The 20413-nt window shown below is 42.3% G+C and carries 13 protein-coding genes, 1 tRNA gene, 2 pseudogenes and 2 CRISPR repeat arrays; of the genes and pseudogenes, 5 read left to right on the forward strand and 11 right to left on the reverse strand.

Going from position 1 to position 20413, the window contains the following annotated elements; all coding sequences use genetic code 11:
• The first annotated feature begins 8 nt into the window (after nucleotides 1-8).
• Entirely contained in the window at nucleotides 9-836 is an 828-nt protein-coding gene (gene iolB / locus ACUN2T_RS15550) for a 5-deoxy-glucuronate isomerase (RefSeq protein ID WP_445493920.1), read from the forward strand.
• Nucleotides 837-939: 103 nt separating this feature from the next.
• Nucleotides 940-1867: a CRISPR direct-repeat array (repeat unit 28 nt; unit sequence TTTCTAAGCTGCCTGTACGGCAGTGAAC).
• Between the two features lie 129 nt (nucleotides 1868-1996).
• On the opposite strand, the gene cas6f is transcribed toward iolB, so the two are convergent.
• From cas6f to cas1f, 7 genes and pseudogenes are all read right to left on the reverse strand, one after another.
• Nucleotides 1997-2551 carry a type I-F CRISPR-associated endoribonuclease Cas6/Csy4 gene (gene cas6f / locus ACUN2T_RS15555; RefSeq protein WP_445493921.1) on the reverse strand — a complete coding sequence of 185 codons (555 nt, stop codon included), beginning with the start codon at nucleotides 2549-2551 and terminating at the stop codon, nucleotides 1997-1999.
• A 9-nt stretch (nucleotides 2552-2560) separates the two neighbouring features.
• Entirely contained in the window at nucleotides 2561-3571 is a 1011-nt protein-coding gene (csy3, locus tag ACUN2T_RS15560) for a type I-F CRISPR-associated protein Csy3 (RefSeq protein WP_445493922.1), read from the reverse strand.
• Between the two features lie 23 nt (nucleotides 3572-3594).
• Nucleotides 3595-4557 (reverse strand): type I-F CRISPR-associated protein Csy2, encoded by a 963-nt coding sequence (gene csy2, locus ACUN2T_RS15565; RefSeq protein WP_445493923.1) that lies wholly within the window; start codon nucleotides 4555-4557, stop codon nucleotides 3595-3597.
• A complete protein-coding gene (gene csy1, locus ACUN2T_RS15570; protein WP_445493924.1) occupies nucleotides 4554-5897 on the reverse strand; it encodes a type I-F CRISPR-associated protein Csy1 in 1344 nt (447 codons plus the stop codon). Before csy1 ends, csy2 begins: the two co-directional genes overlap by 4 nt.
• Before the next feature lie 870 nt (nucleotides 5898-6767).
• A pseudogene (locus ACUN2T_RS15575) lies at nucleotides 6768-7072 on the reverse strand (helix-turn-helix domain-containing protein).
• Nucleotides 7073-8741: 1669 nt separating this feature from the next.
• A complete protein-coding gene (gene cas3f, locus ACUN2T_RS15580) occupies nucleotides 8742-12020 on the reverse strand; it encodes a type I-F CRISPR-associated helicase Cas3f (protein ID WP_445493925.1) in 3279 nt (1092 codons plus the stop codon).
• Nucleotides 12017-12997, reverse strand: a complete 981-nt coding sequence (cas1f, locus tag ACUN2T_RS15585; RefSeq protein ID WP_445497889.1) for a type I-F CRISPR-associated endonuclease Cas1f — start codon at nucleotides 12995-12997, stop codon at nucleotides 12017-12019. The genes cas3f and cas1f overlap by 4 nt, the downstream gene beginning before the upstream one ends.
• A gap of 287 nt (nucleotides 12998-13284) precedes the next feature.
• On the opposite strand from cas1f, the pseudogene ACUN2T_RS15590 reads away from it, so the two are divergent.
• Nucleotides 13285-13881, forward strand: a pseudogene (locus ACUN2T_RS15590) (transposase); the annotation flags it as partial.
• A 309-nt stretch (nucleotides 13882-14190) separates the two neighbouring features.
• On the opposite strand, the gene ACUN2T_RS15595 reads toward ACUN2T_RS15590, so the two are convergent.
• Nucleotides 14191-14278, reverse strand: a tRNA-Ser gene (locus tag ACUN2T_RS15595).
• A gap of 166 nt (nucleotides 14279-14444) precedes the next feature.
• Between ACUN2T_RS15595 and ACUN2T_RS15600 the strand changes: the two genes are divergently transcribed.
• Together ACUN2T_RS15600 and tusE are read left to right on the forward strand one after the other, a co-directional pair.
• Nucleotides 14445-15470, forward strand: coding sequence for an IS630-like element ISPlu3 family transposase (locus ACUN2T_RS15600; RefSeq protein ID WP_445493927.1), 1026 nt, complete (start codon nucleotides 14445-14447; stop codon nucleotides 15468-15470).
• Between the two features lie 88 nt (nucleotides 15471-15558).
• A complete protein-coding gene (gene tusE, locus ACUN2T_RS15605) occupies nucleotides 15559-15888 on the forward strand; it encodes a sulfurtransferase TusE (RefSeq protein ID WP_021326537.1) in 330 nt (109 codons plus the stop codon).
• 12 nt (nucleotides 15889-15900) lie between these two features.
• Here tusE and yccX read toward each other — a convergent pair whose 3' ends face one another.
• Nucleotides 15901-16179 (reverse strand): acylphosphatase, encoded by a 279-nt coding sequence (gene yccX / locus ACUN2T_RS15610; protein WP_445493928.1) that lies wholly within the window; start codon nucleotides 16177-16179, stop codon nucleotides 15901-15903.
• Nucleotides 16180-16410: 231 nt separating this feature from the next.
• On the opposite strand from yccX, the gene hspQ reads away from it, so the two are divergent.
• Nucleotides 16411-16728 (forward strand): heat shock protein HspQ, encoded by a 318-nt coding sequence (gene hspQ / locus ACUN2T_RS15615; protein ID WP_445497890.1) that lies wholly within the window; start codon nucleotides 16411-16413, stop codon nucleotides 16726-16728.
• A gap of 34 nt (nucleotides 16729-16762) precedes the next feature.
• Nucleotides 16763-17570: direct repeats of the CRISPR family, unit length 28 nt; unit sequence TTTCTAAGCTGCCTGTACGGCAGTGCAC.
• 288 nt (nucleotides 17571-17858) lie between these two features.
• On the opposite strand, the gene ACUN2T_RS15620 is transcribed toward hspQ, so the two are convergent.
• Nucleotides 17859-18272 carry a CoA-binding protein gene (locus ACUN2T_RS15620; protein WP_445493930.1) on the reverse strand — a complete coding sequence of 138 codons (414 nt, stop codon included), beginning with the start codon at nucleotides 18270-18272 and terminating at the stop codon, nucleotides 17859-17861.
• 63 nt (nucleotides 18273-18335) lie between these two features.
• Entirely contained in the window at nucleotides 18336-20390 is a 2055-nt protein-coding gene (helD, locus tag ACUN2T_RS15625; RefSeq protein WP_445493931.1) for a DNA helicase IV, read from the reverse strand.
• Nucleotides 20391-20413: the final 23 nt, after the last annotated feature.

Raw genomic sequence — 20413 nt, forward strand, 5'->3', positions numbered from 1 at the left:
CAGGTAATATGTCCAAATTATTATCAAAATATCATGCACCGGATTGGAATAAACGAACTCAACATATCACACCGGAATCTGCGAACTGGAAATATGTCCACTTTGATGTTTATGAGTTAACCACAGGTGAGAAAATCACATTACCCGCATCAGAAAATGAGGCTTGTCTGGTGCTGGTGGCAGGAAAAGCCACGGTTATCACACCACATCAGAAATTTGAGCATATTGGTGATCGCATGGAGCCATTTGAACGCCAAAAACCCTATGCCGTCTACATCACCACAGGTGAATCCATTGAGGTTATTGCCGATACGGCTCTCGAACTGGCGGTGTGTCAGGCTCCGGGTAAAGGAAACCACCCGACTCGCCTGATTGCACCACAGGACATTGACGCAGAACAACGCGGGAGCGGCTGCAACCAGCGCTATGTTCACAATATCCTGCCAGATAACAAACCTGCTGATAGCTTATTAGTGGTCGAAGTCTTTACCGATGAAGGCTGCACCAGCTCCTATCCCAGCCATAAACACGATACGGACAATGAACCACAGGAAACCTATCTGGAGGAAACCTATTACCATCGCCTGAATCCATCACAGGGATTCTGTCTGCAACGAGTCTATACCGATGACGGTTCACTGGATGAATCAATAGCGGTTTATAACAAGGATGTGGTAATGGTTCCAAAAGGCTACCACCCAGTGGCAACCATCGCCGGTTATAACAACTACTATCTCAATGTAATGGCAGGACCAACCCGCAAGTGGCTATTTACCTGGGAGAAAGACCATCAATGGGTTAACAATGAAGAATATGCTCACAAGCATAAGAAATAACCAACATCAAGAAAAATTAACTTTTCCCAGCGCGCTCAATTGGGCCCGCTGCTGCCTGTACGGCAGTGAACGCCAGAAGGTGTAGGCGCTCGTCTGGCTAAGTTTTCTAAGCTGCCTGTACGGCAGTGAACCGAGCGCAGGACAATTGTTCGTGGCGAGATTGTTTCTAAGCTGCCTGTACGGCAGTGAACCATTAGATATCGTAGACGGTACCATCGGGTTCTTTCTAAGCTGCCTGTACGGCAGTGAACTCACACTGCAGCTGTCCCGTTTTACCGATAATTTCTAAGCTGCCTGTACGGCAGTGAACCGAACGTAATACAGCCGCGGCATATTCTAGAGTTTCTAAGCTGCCTGTACGGCAGTGAACCTCAGACCCCATTGTTTTCCATGCCAGACCACTTTCTAAGCTGCCTGTACGGCAGTGAACTTCTCTTTGGCTTTGCCCAGCGCTTTCTCTTCTTTCTAAGCTGCCTGTACGGCAGTGAACAGATAGAATTAATTTCTATCGGGGGCTTTGTTTTTCTAAGCTGCCTGTACGGCAGTGAACATCATTCTGTTTTTCAACAAAACATACATGACTTTCTAAGCTGCCTGTACGGCAGTGAACAAAACTAAGTCTAAGGGCGAGCATAAATAACATTTCTAAGCTGCCTGTACGGCAGTGAACAGACAGAGGTGTCCGGACTGACCGTTCATGATTTTCTAAGCTGCCTGTACGGCAGTGAACCGATGATATTAATGTCTGCATCGCGGAAATTGTTTCTAAGCTGCCTGTACGGCAGTGAACAAAAAGATTTTTTAGACAACTTAGCCCGTTATTTTCTAAGCTGCCTGTACGGCAGTGAACTGCGGTAGGCGTCAGCTTCTCTCATGGGGCGAATTTCTAAGCTGCCTGTACGGCAGTGAACGAGGAGCACGGCCACAGAAACTAGGCACACGCTTTCTAAGCTGCCTGTACGGCAGTGAACTAATCGTTTCTGCGAAATATTGGGTGTTCAGGTTTCTAAGCTGCCTGTACGGCAGTGAACTGTTAAATACTAGCTTTAACCTACTGATTATTAAAGAGCATAGTTAAAAAAAGCGGAAAAACCCTTTTTATAAGCAGCGGCTAATCTCTTAAATAAATCAAAAGGTTATAATTAACCGCTAAAAAAGGGTCAAAACCAGGGGATGGTAGCTGATGCACTTAATCCATAAGAACTAAAAGCTCCTGGTGTTGGTCTGTCTTCTATTGGTCCCTGTTCGACAAACAATGGAAAGCTTTGTCCTGATGACAAACTCTTAAGGCTCAGAAACGGTAAATCAGTACGTTGCTCTTTGCTTATTGGGATGCATTGCCGGGCTTGTTCCTCAGTTAACCACCTCTTTTTGATCGAACGACGACGAAGCCGCTCTGCGTTGCTTTTAACCTGTACCCGGCTAACACAACGATATTGCGTGTCTTGAGGTACTGGCTGGCTATCAGTCACCTCAGTATAATCCCTGAGCCCTTTTAACCAGGGTAACGCCTGTAAATCCTGCAACGCTTCGTTTGAGCCGTGAATCCTCAACGTGTTCCCCAACGTTTTTCCCGCACGGGGAAAACTGACACCAATCCGCCCATGGCCCGCCTGCCCCAAGGCTCGATGCAGCTTAGCAAACAGCGCATCCATAAGCGTTTGCGGGCTGAACTCAAGATCAGGAAGGACGCGGATTTCAAGGTAATAATCCATCGTATCCCCTTATTCACCTTTTTCACCAAAAACACCACCACGAATCAGAATCGCCATAACGTAGTGTTGTTGCTCTACTTCTGGCGCTTTTCCTTTGACAACCCAGTTATCCAGCAGAGTATAGAAATCCATTTTTAATTTAGGCTGACGATAAGCCTTACCCCGGCTGGTTACAGAGCCATAGGGTTCAACAGCAATTGGGCCAAGATCCAACTCAGATGCATCAGGATACCAAGTATCAATAGTGCGCAGCGCATTACCTACTTTCTGTGAGTGCAACGCAGCAATCTCATTGACCTGATACAACACTTTGCTTTTCTTACTGTTACTGTCAAGAACTAACTCTTGAGAAGGGAAAACTTCCTGACCATGACCTAAACGAACAAAAGCTTCAACGTTGAAGAATGTTGATCCACCGCCAGCCAACCCTTCTTCAATTCCAGCAGCAAGTTTAGCTAAATTACCTTCTGCCTTACCGAATGCACGTAAACTGAAATCTTCGCAATTAAACTCCCACCATTCGCCACTTTTACCCTTCACACAAACCTTAATTTCTTCTGCGCCAACCCGGTTACGCCACAAAAACCGTCCATTAGCCAGATTTTCTGCATAACGGGCAGCAAGTGTTTTAAAACCATGCTCGGCAATGTAACCGTTGATTACATTTGCCAGTTCAGCCTGATAATCCTGATCATTACATACAGACGGTATAGCAAGATTACCTAATACCCGTAATGTAAAGCTGACTTTCAGGGTATCAGCATCAAAAGGCAGTGCAGCGACATCAACACGTTGCAGGTTTGCTTTTTGAATCTCCGCATCCAGTTTAGCGGGATCACTCGTCAATGCATTTTTCAAGCGGTTAGAAATCGTACCTCTGACTGCTTTTTCCTGAATAGCAATAGGCTTCCATTCGCCACCGTTCTGCTCCCAATTTCCAGCAAACATTATCGCATCAGAATTAGAAAGTTTACGTTCAAACGCCAGTACAGAAGCCGTTTTAATGGTTGATTTAGACATATGAATATCCTTGTTTAAATTAATCAGTCGATTCTTACTTTTTTATTGGGTTTAGATTGACGGGCAACAGCCTGCTGATTGCAGCATCGGTAGATACCCTCTTGGTAATGATGACACCAAAGTAACTGGCGAATATCATTAATACGGTGTGGGCTTCTCCACTCGCCTACCCCATAAATTGCTTCAACAAAACAAAATGGCGTATTGGGATCACGGGTTTTTTCTACTTTCCCAGCGGGATATAACGGCGATATAGCCTGGTAACCTGTCATCAAAGGGACTAGATATCCAGAACCGGGTTTGGGAACATATTCCCAATATGCCGGGTCACCAATTTCAGGTTGCTTATCTTCCTGCTTAGGAATAGCCCGCATTTTAATCGCGGAAAAATCAAGCCAGGCATCAATCATTTCTGCCTGTGGGTTACTTTGCTTTAATGCATCGTAGTGATTGGCTAATAATTCTGAACGATCCAACAAAACAAACCCCGGCAACAGGCGACGCATTAATTTACGGGTTTCCTGTTCTCGCTGCGGAAAAGCAATAACATCTACTTTAGCAATTTCAGTGATAGTCCCACCAGCTAATCTCTGAGTTTGGCAGATCTCCCATAAATGCTTTTCTAAATTTCTAGCGCCTTCGTCACCATTTTCAATTTCACCAAGGCATTCAATTAATAAAGAAACCGTCATATGCATACGGCCTTCTTCATTAAATGCCGCCGTTTTTGCTTCTTTAGTTAACGGGTTTCGGGTTAATGCAAAAACTTTATCTCTAATAGGATCAGATTGATAAGCATGTAATTGATGGTTATGGCAGATAACGCCGCAATTTTCTAGTCTTAAATCATGGCTCTGCTGTAATTTACGTGAAAGTGCATGAGTAAACCCAAGAAAATGAGTAATTGCCGGAAAACCATAGGTTAAACCTGCAATTGCATTCGCGTTTTCCACTTTAATATGGCGCAAAACAATTAGATAACTCATGGCATCACCTCCGGCAATTCATCCTCAAATTCACGTAACCGTTTCTTAAACTCAGAAGCCCACTCACGACGTTCAGGTAATTCCATTTCCAATCGCTCATGTTTCAAACTCTGGTTCAGCCAGTAACTAAAATCTGCGGCTATTTCTTTTTTCCAGTCGCCGCCTTCACGTTCAAATCGGAATTCATTATCCAGTTGGCAACGATAAGGATCAAGCCAAAGCTGTTGAGCACGTTTTAACTCACAATCATCACTGGCACTCCAGCCTTTAAGCTCAACCTGATTCTGTACACTAGCAACATAGTTAAATAAAATATCAATAATTTCTTCAACATATGCCTGACGACTTCGCCGAGTTTCTTCCGTACATTTCTGTGCACTAAATAGAAATTGCCGCATCAACCTGACAGTGGCATAGGACAACAGAGCGAACTGACTACGCTGTTCAAAAATAGATCCGTGCCGTTTCGGAAGCTTAGTGCTACTTTGCCAGTTGGGGGCAGAGCAAGATAAAAGCCAAGTTCGTCCACCTCGTATGCTATTAAGATAAGAGATATTTTGTGGTTTAGTTCCACCTATATTCTGTATAGCAGTATTAGGATAGATAACTCTGGCTTCAGGATGCCAGTATTCTTCTTTCTTCGCCTTATTAATATCTTTAGATGACTCACCAAAACGGGCTTCGATAATATGCTGATGTATTGTATTCGCCAACGATGAAGAAAAAAGCGGGCTTAATACATGATATTCACCGGGGCTGACGGGGAAATAGAGTTGTTTTGCCAGTTTATGTGAAGAAAGTGTTTCATCTAACAAAACTTGTCGGAATCCGTTAATCCACCTCTCAAGTTGTTGCTCGTCTTCCACCAGTTCAGCCAGTGCCGAATAATCACTCCGATTTAGAGACGCCACTAATGAATCTCCTTGGTATTCTGTTTGCAATAATTTTGCAACATCAAGAACCGCAGCATTTCCTACAGCATCTATTGCAGGTTTATTCAAAGTGGTAATAGAAAGATACTCAATATTTTCTTTTCCGCTTGCTGATGTTGCAAAAATACTACTGCCTTTTGCATCGCTATGAGTAAATTTCAAAGCATGCGTTACCAAGCTAATTTGTTTTGCCCGATTTGCGGCATCATCTAGCCAATTTCTTACCTCAAAACGTTCTTCCAATGCTTTGAGCTGTTCGGCAATCTCTTGTTGAGCAACAGAGATCTCCTCTGCTGAGGTTAACTTCGCCAGTTTCTTTTTTGCCTCTTTATCAAAAACCGCCAGCTTTGACTGCTTACGACTTTCGATATAATCGACAATAAATCGACTCAATCCATTTTCATTCATAGGCTTTTACCTACCTTATCAAAATGATTATCCAGGTGCCCGTTAAATTTAGCGCAAAAAAATGCTTTGGTACATCATCAACCAATAGATATCTTCAACCCTGACTATCATCCCATGAGCAGCAAAGTATCCAGACATCCCATCATCAATAGCTATTCATAAGATAGTTTATTTCTTTAAGAGTTCAACTTATTGTTAAAAAAATGCAATCCCACCTTTCCACTAAGTCTATGTATTAACTCCCAACTTCGGTGCAAAATAATATTTAATATAATTACTTTTTAAGGAAAATCTACGATTTTATATAGAATTTAATCCTCTAGACATCTATAATTTAAAAACTGCCGTACAGGTAGCTTAGAAATATTTTTATGTCTATTATCTTAAGACAAAAAACAACTGCCGCGCAGGCAGCTTAGGCAGCGCCACTCAGTGCGCTGCCATACACATTCATTACAAGCTACCAATATCTTCATAAAGCCCCTGTCTATAGCGACAAAATATATACACTTTCCGACCTCTTACCATATTCAACTCATTATGAGAAATATTTGCACAATTTAGCCAGATAACAAAGAATAAAACATACCCCCAAAACCTCCCCATCCCGCTCCCCTTCATTTCATATCTCCTCATTCAAATGTGTTCATGGAACCAAATCAAAGTGATTACTTATTGATCTTTATAGGCATGATAGGTGCCAGAAATCAATGATTTTTTAAAATTTTCACACATAAAAAATTTTAAAATACATATAAATAGGTTAAATTAAATATCAAAGCACCAATGAATAGAATTTTGAAATGCCAAGAGGCACCCATTCTAAGTGCCTCTTATTTTGGACTGCTCTAATGACCTTATGTGTGGGTCTTAACCCACCGTAATCTGAACAGGTTTCCTTATACGGTTTAACATATTAACCAATGCTCAATAGTGAATTTACTTACCTTTTTATTCACAATATCAGATACTCTTGCACGAGAAATGTATAACACCGTTCCTATTTCAGTTTGTTTCATTCATTAACCGTTCTTTACTTTGCAGTGTGTTTTCTATTTCCCATAGAGAGGTTACATGAAGTTGTTGAGCCTCTTGTTCAGTAAACCTAATTCAGAAAATATATTATATCTGGCTGGAGTTACCCTACGAATTCCAGTGTCAATTTTAGTGGTCATTTGATATTTCTCCGTTGCTGGATAACTACGTTGTATCGTACTTAACAGCATATCACCAAATTGGGTTTTAGGTGTTTAGTCCCAACATTTGATTATCAAGTTACTAAAAAACCCATTTAAAAAGAGAGTTGAAGAAGTATTTAAGCGTTAAAAGATCGCAAAAACGGTTTGAAAAGTAACGATATGAGTTGATTTTAATATCAAACCACATTTCATAAACCAGACTGATTAAAATAGCGTAAAAGCAAGTTTAATCTGGCGTATTTAAGGTATTATATTCCGTTAACGCATTCATTTGAAAACTTTCTTATAATCTATTATTTAACTGGCTTATGAAAAAGTTTATTGCCAGTTGAAAACGTTATTAAAACCGGTCCTTTTGGTAAAATAGATTGTCTGATTAAACTATTCATATTCTTATTTATCCTTCTTTCAAAGGGATATGATCCTGGATGAAACCAATTTTTATTTCTCATTTTTCGCTGATAGTTTTATAACAAACAAGCAAGTTTTAAACTGTTATTAAAAGTCATTTTCTTAACCTCTGGTTTTAATCGGTATAAAGTTTTAACCTTTGCTTTTACCACTTTTAACCTCTGATTTTTATTAAGTTTAATCATCATGGGGCATCGTATTTTATGTTTAACCTTCGTAAATCATATCCGCTTTTTATCTTTACTGACGCTATTTTACTGGCAATCATGAGCGGTTTTAACAAGTCATCACCCGCTGTTTTCTCTTCATAAATCAGCCGGTAAATGGCCTTATGATATAAATATACTCCTTTATGTTTTTTCAGATAACCATCCCATTTTTTCCGGATCTAAATCCTGCCAAATTAACTGTTTTACTATTTTTTTATTACATTGTTTTTATGGCTTGTTTCATAAAATAACAGCGAGAAAAAACTTTAATATTAACCCTTTATCTTCGTGCCAATTTATTTTCAACTTTATTTTAATATTTAATTGGATTAGATTAAACGCAGTTTACTATCCATCTGAAAAGTTTATTTATTAAGTTAAATCCGCCTTTTATATAAAAGTGTTGATTTCTTTATATTCACGATTTTATATATTCAAGCTGGTATAAACAAACGTAGAATAACATCGCCGATAAATTAATTAAACGTAACAGAAAATAATCTGTTTTCAGTCACATCGTCTTTTTTTAAAATCGGGTATTAATAGGGGCCTATTTATTTACTATTACCTAACGGATATCTGATTTAATCGCCAAAACAAAGGGTTTTCATTGAGCAGTTTTTTTAATCTAATCGTTTTTCTGTTTCCTGCCTCGTATTCAGACTTTTCCATTCTTATTAAACTGATACTCAGGTTTTCTCTTTTTCCGGTATTTGATTTTTAAGTTTAAAACCAACGAGGGTAAAAGACATACCAATAGGATTAAAATCAAAACCCATTGTTTTAATTGTTTTTAATACGGCTAAACGCTATTTTTTCACTATGCGATTAACCCCATTAAATGTTTTAATATAATCTCATATTTTTGTTATTAGGTTAACTTTACCTCCTGGTTAATCTATTTAAAAATCGTTTTAAAAAAACCTTAATCACGGTTTTCACCTTTGATGATTAAAGCTTTTACCTGTTTTTTTCATGATACGCTTATCCTTATTTACCAGATTTTAAAAACACCGCATATTATTTCAGCCAATTTCGTCAAACACCCCTAAAAACGGATGATAACACCATGCTTCTCCGTCATCTTTTTCCCTAAGACGGATCTCACCAAAACGTAAACTAACATCCTTTAACTCTATCTCATAAGTATCAGCCAAAGGCTGATAAATCGTCTCAGTATCAAGTTCAATCCAGCTACTCACCCCCGGCGCAAACGATAATTCCGATATATAATCAAAAGCTCCATTTGCTTTCATTCCCGCCGGGCCGCTGTCCAGAGCCACAAACTTCGCGGTTTCACCCTCTTCTTCAAGCCATAGATAATGCAACTCATCGGGCTCAGACTGACGAAACGGTTTATGACGCTGTAATTCTGCACACCACGAAGCTTGTTCACGCCACCAGAAAGCAGCACAGTAACGATAATCATCATTAGGATCACCTTGAAGCTCTTCCCACAAACGTTGATGTTCAAGATCGACCAAATTTTCAAAAGGTGAACACTCTCCAGCATTATCGCGTTTCTTTATTCTTGGTAATGCACTGATTAGCTCATACTGGTCATGTTCTAATAACTCCCCTAAATCATGACTGGCAAGGAGGTAATCTTTCGACTCAAATCCCGGCCGACAATAAACCGGATGTTCTAAATTAGTCGCTTTAAGTGCCTTATAGTTTTTCGCCAGAATATGCAGATTGGGTATCTTTGGCTCTTTTTGCCGATGGCGTTGAATACGTCCGGCAAGTTGTATCAGCGAACGCATTGAACTCGGTTCAGCAATACTCCAGTCATAATCGTGATCCCTACCAACCTCTGCAACAGACGTTGCCACCACTACGAAAATATGATGCTTTTCCGGCATCTCCTCCAATGCCTTACGGATTTCTGCCACCTGCCACAACGCCTTTTCATCGTAACGCGTTAATGTGGAATCCAACCGATGTTCAAGATGGGAACGTATCGCCAGTGGATGCTGGCTGTGATAGACACAGTAATGGATATGTACATTTTTAGAAGACGGTATCTGCAATAACCGCTGTGTTACGGCAACGAGTGGATCGATATTTGCCATGCGAATCAAACCGATAGAAACGGTTTTGCCCGATGGGTGGATTTGATGGTGTTCCTTACGTAGTCTCAACATGGAGTGATGCATCACCTTTGCCATGGCTTGAATCACAACCTTGTCTTTATGCTTTTCAGCCGTTATCGGCACTAATTCAGCTGTACGTAATGGCACCTTTTTTTCTAAACAACCAACGCGCTTAACGATAAAAGCATCATGCTGATCTTTAAACTGTTGCGCATTGGTAACATCCAGTTGCGCCACATTATATTCATCAAACCAGGCACAACAGATATTAACCGGGGCACCTGGCTGACCACATGCCAGCAGGTAATCCTGACGTCCAGCCCGATAAGCGTTGAATAATGTCTGAATTAACGCCGGCGGCAATGTGGCCGATGAAAGCAATACCCGCGAGCCCAACAAGCCTGCCCAATTCACCAATCGGCATAAAGCCGGTAAATCGTTAATATCAACATCATCCGGTTCATCCAACACCAGATCAGAAGTGAGTAATCTCAACATAGGTGCAATTTGCTTCCCGCCACGAGTGCCTTCAGTAGCCGGAATTAAATGATCGATGGTCGCCACCAGCACAGGGGCACTAAGCAGTTTATTCAGTTTATTGTCTTTACTCAGCCAGTGGCTTAAGCGACCATCATCCAAGCTACCGTCATAACTGACATATTGGTGCTCAGCAAACAGTGCTTCAGCGGATACACTGCCAGTATCAGGCTCAAGCCCTTTATGACGAAGCTGATGTAGCTCTTTCACTGCCTGCGAGCCAATAAGTACCGCCAAGTCATCTTCTTCCAGATGCAGTTTTTTACGTAACGCATCACCGGTTTGCAGTGTTAACGTCCGTAACCCTAAAGCGACAGAAAAACGGCATCCCTGTTTTTCATCAGCTAGCCCATACATAATCCGAGCATTGGCAAAGGTTTTACCACAACCAGTAGAGGCCATGTTAATGCCAAAAAAGCCCTGTTCTGCTGAACGTTTGCGTAAAGCACATGCGGCATCGAACGCCTGATCCTGCCAGCGGTATTTTTCATCTTTGCTGCGTTGCTTAAATCCTTTATGACGGGTAATCGAGGGTAGCGTTTTACGAAGATGTGGCAAGCTTCTCCCCAATAGCATAGCATTCTGCCCAACACCAATATTGTGTTCATCTAACCGTTGTTTACACTTCCCGGTGGTTCTATCGGTATTGGCAAATGCGCCATAGTTAATATCTTGCCAACCAAGGGTTGCAGGTAATGATGAATAATGATGATCGGCCAGCATTAAGACTAATCGGGACATATGGCTGGTGAAACACTGGTTCAAATCGCCATATTGCAATAATGATGTTGATTGCCGCGCTCTGTTCGCAAATTTCTGTGCTTTCTGGCGCCAAGTCTGACTACGGATAGGTGTACCATTTGGGAATGTCCAGACATCACGTTTATCCTGATTACTCCAGTTTTTAGCCGTCATGTTGACTGAGTTCCATGATGACTCTAGCTGTTTGGTCAGCCAACTCTTAATACACCCTAACTGTGGTTCACTTGTGTATCGCTCATTATCACGAGGATAAACGGGAAGACGATGATGCGAGAGGATCAACCAGGCGACCGTAGTTGCTAATGGCGGTAAGTTAATAAAAGGGTTTACATAGGTATCAATACCATCCTTAATCAAGCGGGAGAGAACGCTATCCTCATCACCAGCATCTATCTGACTTAACGAAGTCAGCCACTCCCTATCATCTTGTTCCGCAACAAATGCCTGAAACAGCCGCAAAGATACCCACTCATGCCGATACGGTTGAAACCGCCCATCTCCCTGTAAACCTTGCTGGAACAACGCATTAGCTTTACCAAAATCATGGAATAGCCCAGCGATAGCGGCCAATAAGCTGATGGCTTCAACACTGTGCCAATGATTTTCATCCTGACTTTTCAGCACATCACGTTGTGTCGTATTAGTAGGTACAACTCCTCGCGGGTTAAAGCGCCGTAAATTCCCGACGATCCATAACAATTCAGTCTGGTTTCCACTCTTTATCCAATGACAGGCAACTGCGGTATTACGGCGCGCGGTTTTACGCAATAACTTGCGCAAAGTATTTAAACCTTCTAATGTAATCGCCGTCTGCCAAGTTCGATCACCTTTTCGTTCAGCAAATTGATCCAATATTCGGCGGGTTTCAGTTAATGCTCGTTTATTGCATTGGGATACTAAAAGAATATTCATCGCGACACCTGACTCAGTTGTTGAGCGGTTGTTTGCAGTGCATCAATCATCGTGTCCAATGCATCAGATTTTTGAAATCCACCGATGCAACGTTGGCGAAACTCCTGTTCATCTTCTCCAGCCATTGCCGCGATAAATGCTTGCGGCAATACCAACGCATCTTTAATCAGATCAGCCACATCGAAAACCAAACCTCCGCGACGGGTTTTTCCATGCAACACAGCCAGACCATGTGGTAAACCAATTACCCAAGTTGCCACAGCCGCTAATCCGTAAGCCAGATAATTACCGTGATCGAGAAAACGGTTTGCTAAATCTACACCACCACCTCGTTTTGCCCGGAGAAAATCGCCATAGCTCACTGCCTCCGCTGCCAGCTTATATAATGCCTTAGTCATCACAGCTTCTTGTGCCATTAGCTCCTGATTATTGCGGCAATTTTCAAGATTCTGCTCATAACGGGTAAGTAATGACAATAAACGCTCACGATTAAGCATAAAAGAGCTGTCCCGAAGCATTCGACTACTCAGCCAATGTTCACGAATTTGTGCAATGCGAACTTTCTGAAAAGCAATCGCGGCTGCTAATCGTTTTTCATCATCAAACCAGAAACTCACCCAAGCTTGTAAATATTCAGTAGGACGATATTCACTTTGTGGCGTAAGCCAAGACACATCAACCTCAACATCGTTAGCCGCGAACAACGGTGTTCCTCCGCCACCACAAAAACCGACTAAAACACCCGCTCTGGCGAATTCACGCATTGCTGCCTGAGTAATAGAAGTCCCCGTCCCCAACATGATAACGGTGGTATTTGCGATTGGAATATTCCAATACAGTGATTGCTTTCCCTCATCAGTGACATATTCAACACGGCCACCATTCACTAATACCCGACAATATTGCAGGTAATAAATATTCGAACGTTTGGAATGTAAAATCGTTTTAAGATCACTCGGAGAGAAGTTGTTATCCATCATTATAAGAATCACCTAAATAATTAATTTTATTTATGGTAAATATTATGCATAAATTTCACACAAGGTAAAATATAGCAAAATACTTCGGTCAAGATAAAGATATCCTTTTGGGTTATCTATTAGTTTAAGAGACCTTCATTACCAGACGAGGGTTTAGGTGCCTTGACAATATCTGCTTCCAAAGGTGTGCAGATGTACCACAGGGAACCTCTAAAAACTTTTCACCGCCACAAAACTGAGTAAAATGTAGGCACGGTACATCTCTGTAAGGTAACGCCATCATGATACCGATTCGTTCCGCGTTAAAAAAAGACAAGCTGGCCGCTGAATATCACCGTCGAAAAATTGATGCATTAGGTGATCCGCTCCTTGTTCTTGATAAGTATGTTGATTTCTCCGCACTGGCAGACACCGTAGACCGTGTCGCGCCACGAACTATTTCTCCCAAAGGCGGGCGCCCACCCTTCCCGACTGAGGTGATGGTTCGCATCATTATCCTGAAACATTTCCATAATCTTTCCGATGAAAAGATGGAATATCAATTACTTGACCGAATGCGCTGGCAACGTTTTTGTCGTCTGACCGATGTCATTAATATTCCAGACCGTAACACGATTTGGTGTTTTGAAAAACGGATTGGGCAAGCCGGTGCCAGTGCATTGTTTGAAGAAGCGAAGCATCAACTTTCGGCACAGGGATTCATTCCCAGAGGGGGACAAATCATTGATGCCACGTTGCTCCCCGTGCCTAAGCAGCACAATAAGAAGGAAGAGAATGAACAAATCCGTCAGGGTAAAACCCCGGATAACTGGACGGCAAACAAGCGATGTCAGAAAGATACCGACGCAACCTGGACGAAAAAGCACGGTAAAAGCTATTTTGTGATGACGCTAAAGGCAACCTGCTATGATTTACAGCGTTTAACTTATTTTGGAAAATCCGGCATTCATGCCTTTTAATCCTTAAAAAAGTCAGAATGCATCACGTTCAATAAGGTCAATTTTATTACGGATGGGGAAAAAATTGATTTTGTTTTTTTGAGGGGTTTTTAGAGGTTCCCCCCTATATATACCCCCTGACTGGGGTACATTGCAATAGATGCCAGTAGACGTTATTAGCGCTTTATTTGGGAATTTTCGTTGATTTTACTGGGGAAAGTAGACTTTAGGCGATGTTGCTAGAAGTGTTAATGGCGGAGGAGGAGAGATTCGAACTCTCGGATGGTTTCCCATCGGCGGTTTTCAAGACCGCTGCCTTAAGCCGCTCGGCCACCCCTCCGCAATGGCGTGCACTATAAACAGCACTAAGACAGATGTAAAGCCCCCTCTTGTTCGATTGCCGTAAATTTACTCTTTTTCACTGTTATTGGCTTATTTTCTCCTCATATACCCGTAATCATTGAAGATGCTTGATTTTATCCGAAATGGAGATCATTATCCTCGCTATGAAAATATTTATTACATCAGAACAAAAAATCAAACTTGAACGTCTTCACGACACCACTCGTGATGGCCAAGTACGAGACAGAATAAAAGCGATCCTTCTGGCTTCTGAAGGGTGGAGTTCTGTGATGATAGCCCAGGCATTGCGACTCCATCAGACCACTGTTGACCGCCATATCAGTGATTATCTTAATCAAGGTAAACTTAAATCTGATAATGGGGGGTCTGATAGTTTGCTTTCTCGAGAGCAAACTGATTTTTTAATCAACCACTTATCTCAACATCTTTTCCATCACACCCATGAAATCGTGGCCTATGTTGCTCAGCTCTGGAATATTACCTTTAGCATTCCCGGCATGAATAAATGGCTACACCGTCAGGGTTTTTCTTATAAAAAACCTTGTGGTGTCCCTCATAAATTCGAGGCAGAAAAACAGATACAATTTATTGAATATTATGAAAATCTTAAAATCACAGCGAAAGATGAACCCATCCTTTTTCTTGACGCTGTTCACCCGACTCAAGGCACCAAACTCGGTTATGGCTGGATGCGAAAAGGCGAGAAAAAAACCGTCAAGACAACAGGAAGCCGAACTCGCCTGAATATATTGGGCGCGCTCAACCTGAATGCCATTGGTCGTACGGTGTTCCAGGAATATCAAACCATCAATGACTACAACATTTGCTGTTTTTTCAACGAAATAAGGAAGTCTTATCCTGACTATCATCAAAAAATTCATCTTATTGTGGATGGGGCGGGTTACAACAAAGCTCATCTTGTGAAGGAGTGGGCTTATGTTAGCAATATTGAGTTACATTATCTTCCTCCCTATAGCCCAAATTTAAACCCGATAGAGCGATTATGGAAGGTCATGAATGAACATGTTCGAAATAACCGTTATTTCGCTGATAAACATGAATTTCGAGACAAAGTCTTCAAATTTTTCACCACAACGCTACCGGATATAGCGGACTCGCTGATGTCTAGAATTAATGACCATTTTCAGGTGCTAAAAACTGCATCTTGAAGTTTCTTGGGTATATATACATACGTCCTTGGGTATAAAAGTGTTTTTTGCTAAATTACTACCCTCTTTTTTTGATGGTTAAACGATTATGTTGGTATTCGAAGGTCGTGAGATCGAAACCGATGCACAGGGTTATCTGAAAAACAGCAGTGATTGGCAGGAAGCAATGGCTTCATTACTCGCCGAACAAGAAAATATTGATTTGAGTGAGCAACATTGGGAAGTCATTCGTTTTGTCCGGGGATTTTATGAAGAATTTAATACATCCCCGGCTATCCGTATGCTGGTAAAAGCAATCGCACAAAAGTATGGAGAAGAGAAAGGAAACAGCCGCTATCTTTACCGCCTGTTTCCCAAAGGGCCAGCAAAACAGGCAACTAAAATTGCCGGGCTACCAAAACCGGTAAAATGTATCTGATAACAATCTGGCTCAGTGGCGGACGCTAAAGTCTGCCACATCCTCCATTGCGCAAGCCTGAGACGAAAAACTATCAATCCGCCCCCCCAGTGGCCCACCCTGTTCTAACCAATGGGTTAAGTTATCCAGTTGCTCACTTTCACCATAAGCGACAATTTTGACACGACCATCATGCAAATTACAGACGTAACCTGTCAGCTTATTGGATTTCGCCCAACGAACAGTTTGATAGCGAAATCCAACCCCTTGGACCCTGCCATAAACATAAATAGTTAACCCATATTTCATCATAATGATCCCTTATCTACCTCAGCCACCTTGCGGTATCGCTCACATATATAGTTAAGCACGCCATTCTCGGTTGTATTTTATATTGACTACAGCTAACCTGAAAATTAGGTGAAGTCGCTCTCGCAATTATTAAAGCAAGAAAATGGCTTCAACTACCGGGTATGCTCTTGTAATTCACCTTACTGCCCTCATATTTCGTATCAATGCAAGGTTTTTTTGGAGGTGGCTATGATTATTGCCAGCAAATTCGGTCTCGGCCAACAAGTACGTCACAAGCTTCTAGGTTATTTGGGCGTTATCGTAGATATTGATGTGGAATATTCTCTGGAACACCCCCAAGAAGATGACATTGCATCCAATGCAGCCTTGCGTTCTGCTCCCTGGTACCATGTTGTGACGGAAGATGACGACGGCCAGCCTGTACATACTTATTTAGCCGAAGCGCAATTATCCTATGAAGCATCCGATGACCATCCAGAACAACCTTCTCTGGATGAGTTAGCAGAATCCATACGTAATCAGTTACTCGCCCCACGACTACGCAATTAACCCATGTTATATTCCTCGAAAGGCAGTTATTGTGCTTTTAAACTGCCTGTACGGCAGTGCACCAAGGGAGGCTTTACAGTGGATGCTAGACGATTTTCTAAGCTGCCTGTACGGCAGTGCACATTTGCTGTTTAGGTGCCGTTTTCCACAGCGGTTTCTAAGCTGCCTGTACGGCAGTGCACTCAGAATAACGGCATCGAAGACGTTTCCGGACTTTCTAAGCTGCCTGTACGGCAGTGCACCGGATTTACGCAAACCTATTCGCCGTCAAATTTTTCTAAGCTGCCTGTACGGCAGTGCACGTTTGTGGGACGATATTGCATAATCATGGCCATTTCTAAGCTGCCTGTACGGCAGTGCACGGGCTGCGATGACCGCCGTCTGGCTAGATGCTTTTCTAAGCTGCCTGTACGGCAGTGCACCTGCACCGATGTGGCAGTGTCAGGCGCAAGATTTTCTAAGCTGCCTGTACGGCAGTGCACGTGATGACTCGCCCCAATTCAATGTAAACTGATTTCTAAGCTGCCTGTACGGCAGTGCACTATAAAATATGTTGTGCGCGTCTCTTCGCTTTTTTCTAAGCTGCCTGTACGGCAGTGCACCGTCATTATTACCGGCATACCGGTGGCCTGATTTTCTAAGCTGCCTGTACGGCAGTGCACCAACTTTCCAAAAATGCTATAGCCCAGCTTGATTTCTAAGCTGCCTGTACGGCAGTGCACTCAATGTACCTGTTAATGTGCCGCCCGATTTTTTTCTAAGCTGCCTGTACGGCAGTGCACTTTTTCACCGGTTATTTTGCAGGGCTCATGGATTTCTAAGCTGCCTGTACGGCAGTGCACAGTTGCATATTACCTCTAACCTGCTGACTATCAAAGAGTATAGTTATAAAAAGTGAAAAAACCCTTTTTATAAGGGCTAATTTATTTTACTTTAAAATCAAACCGTTATTGATTGACGATAAAAAAGGGTCAAAATAAGGGTCCGTAGAAACACGGTATCTTATGGCAATATTTGGAACCTAAGCGCCATTTTGTCATCTAGCGCCTTAAATTCGTGCAACTTAGACATCAGTGCCAGATTCCTTTCACTCATTGATGAACAATAGAACAGAGGTAAACCAAAAGATATTACTTTTCCAGCCCTAATCTTGGGATTTCAATTTTCGGACAGTGATCCATAACAATTTCCAGACCTGCTTCCTCCGCCAACTTTTTCGCTTGTTCGTTAATAACACCACGTTGCAGCCAGAGCACTTTTGCTTTGATATCTATAGCTTCTTGCGCGATTCCATATGCAGCTTCAGCGTTGCGAAATACATCTACCATATCAACAAGCTGGGGAATATCGGCTAATTGCCCATAAACGGGTTGCCCAAGCAATGTTTGCCCGGCAAGTTTTAAATTGACAGGAATAACCTGATAGCCTTGTTCCAATAAATAAGCCATAACTTTATAACTTGGACGATCAATTTTCTCACTGGCCCCTACCAACGCAATAGTTTTCACTCGTCTCAGTATGCCCGCAATTTGCTGGTCACTCATTTATTACTCCTTAACAGAATCCAGTATTTTCACTTTGTCTATTTATTCAGCCAAAACGATACCTTAAGGTTTACGCTGAACAGGTACATTTAACCGCTCTAGTTGATGCACAAACACAGATGGATTTTTCTTGTCCTGCATCAACCAAATCTGCTTCTTCGCCCGGGTTAATGCAACATACAAAAGACGACGTTCTTCCGCATCAGGAAATTCCTCCGGTTGTGGCAATAAAACCAGCTCCATCACCGATTCCCTTGCCGGTGCAGGAAAACCCTCTTTACCCTGATGCAATCCAAGAATAATCACATAATCCGCTTGTTGTCCTTTCGAAGCATGAATAGTCATAAACTCTATTTTAAGCTTAGGCCAGCGAGTCGCTGCTTTTCTTAGTAATTCAGGTTGCAAGTGGTGATAACGTGCCAGCAATAGAATTGTTTCCTGCTCAGTGACATAGCCACTCATTTTATTCAACAAAGGTTCAAGCTGATCTTCTGGCAGGATGACAACAGACTTTTTGTTACCTTTAGTCAAACTGTTTAGTTGCTTCCTCAATTGATTTGGGTTTTGTTGCACAAATGCGTTAGCAACCTCACCAATCCGATCATTAAACCGATAAGAGGTATCCAGTATACATTCAGTACCTTCGCTAAAATAATCAGCAAATGCAGTAGTCAACACTAATTCAGCACCATTGAAACGATAAATTGCCTGACAGTCGTCCCCTACGGCAAACAAGCAACTTTGGCTGTTTTGCGCCCGCAATGCAGCGAGCAATTTGGCCCTTAATGGTGAAATATCCTGAAATTCATCGACCAGAATATGCTTCCACGGGCTGATAAACCGCCCTTTCTCCAAAATATTCACTGACTGGTGAATCAACCCGGAGTAATCAACAGCACCTTCTGTTTTCAATTCAGATTTCCACGCTTTTAATAAAGGCCCCATCAAGCGAATACATTTTTGAAACCGCTCCAGATACTCTTCCTGTGCCTGCTCTGTCATAGCTTTCTGGCTACCACCGTGCATGCGCATTAAACCCAGCCAGCGCTCAAGCCTGTCTGACAAACGGTTAGCAAGCTGTTCATCACGCCAAAATTCACCTTCCGGCACTTGCCATTCAAGCCCCTCAGTCAGCCATTCCCGCCAACCCTTAGCTTGTGCTTTTTTCTCACTGCATTGCTGTTGCCAGTGTTTAATCAGAAAATCTCTTCTTTTTTGCCCGTCAGTTTCTAATATACTGATTTTAGGCGCTTTATTGCTTGCTTGTTGAATGATATACAGCGCCAGCGCATGAAACGTCTTCGCTTTGATATCTTTCACACCAAGACGAGTCTGAATCCGTTCATTCATTTCATCGGCTGCCTGATGACCAAACGCTAACAGTAATATCTGTTCAGAAATCGCCTGTTGACGAAGCAACAGCCACCCTGCTCTCGCCACCAGCACAGATGTTTTTCCACTACCCGCACCAGCAATAACTAGCACTGAATTTTCACCATTCACAACAGCCAGGCTCTGGGAAAGGTTTAAAGGAGATGTTTCTACCCGCTGAAAAAAGTCACGGTGTTGTTCCAACATGCGTTCTGTCCATTGCAGATTGATCTTTTCAACAGCCTTTTCACCATTCTCAAGCCAGCGTAAGCAAATTCGATACCCGTCCCGGCAATTATCAAATTGCTCCAGACGCTGTAATGGCAACGGTAAAGCCTGAAATGCTGCCTGAATCCGCTGCTGTAACTGGAGCAAATCCGCTTTTTTAAACCAATGATCCTGCTGCTCAATTTTATCGATTTCATTAACCTGAACCGCCAGTACATCAGCACTGACATCACTCATTTCCTGGCTCCATTTCTGCCATTCATCAAGCAGATAATGGTAAAAACGCTGAGTCTGCTGCCACTCAGTACCATGAAGGCGAATAGCTTGTCCACCGGGCAGTTCAAATTCCAACTCACCCCAGACAATGCCCCGTTTGCACTGAATATCAATTAGCTGGTTAAATGGGATAAAGTATTGATGCTTCTCACCACTGACTTCGATACCCGCATTCAGCAGACGCACCCGGTTATAAGGATGTTGAGCAAGGCGTTGACCAATTCGTGTTGCTTTAAGTTCCATTATCGTAGCGCCATACCTGAAAA

Source organism: Photorhabdus machadonis, from assembly GCF_052657765.1.

Excerpts from the sequence above, each read along its gene's own strand:
- iolB (WP_445493920.1), top strand. The coding sequence starts at position 9 with ATGTCCAAATTATTATCAAAATATCATGCACCGGATTGGAATAAACGA.
- cas6f (WP_445493921.1), bottom strand. The coding sequence starts at position 2,551 with ATGGATTATTACCTTGAAATCCGCGTCCTTCCTGATCTTGAGTTCAGC.
- csy3 (WP_445493922.1), bottom strand. The coding sequence starts at position 3,571 with ATGTCTAAATCAACCATTAAAACGGCTTCTGTACTGGCGTTTGAACGT.
- csy2 (WP_445493923.1), bottom strand. The coding sequence starts at position 4,557 with ATGAGTTATCTAATTGTTTTGCGCCATATTAAAGTGGAAAACGCGAAT.
- csy1 (WP_445493924.1), bottom strand. The coding sequence starts at position 5,897 with ATGAATGAAAATGGATTGAGTCGATTTATTGTCGATTATATCGAAAGT.
- cas3f (WP_445493925.1), bottom strand. The coding sequence starts at position 12,020 with ATGAATATTCTTTTAGTATCCCAATGCAATAAACGAGCATTAACTGAA.
- cas1f (WP_445497889.1), bottom strand. The coding sequence starts at position 12,997 with ATGGATAACAACTTCTCTCCGAGTGATCTTAAAACGATTTTACATTCC.
- ACUN2T_RS15600 (WP_445493927.1), top strand. The coding sequence starts at position 14,445 with ATGAAAATATTTATTACATCAGAACAAAAAATCAAACTTGAACGTCTT.
- tusE (WP_021326537.1), top strand. The coding sequence starts at position 15,559 with ATGTTGGTATTCGAAGGTCGTGAGATCGAAACCGATGCACAGGGTTAT.
- yccX (WP_445493928.1), bottom strand. The coding sequence starts at position 16,179 with ATGATGAAATATGGGTTAACTATTTATGTTTATGGCAGGGTCCAAGGG.
- ACUN2T_RS15620 (WP_445493930.1), bottom strand. The coding sequence starts at position 18,272 with ATGAGTGACCAGCAAATTGCGGGCATACTGAGACGAGTGAAAACTATT.
- helD (WP_445493931.1), bottom strand. The coding sequence starts at position 20,390 with ATGGAACTTAAAGCAACACGAATTGGTCAACGCCTTGCTCAACATCCT.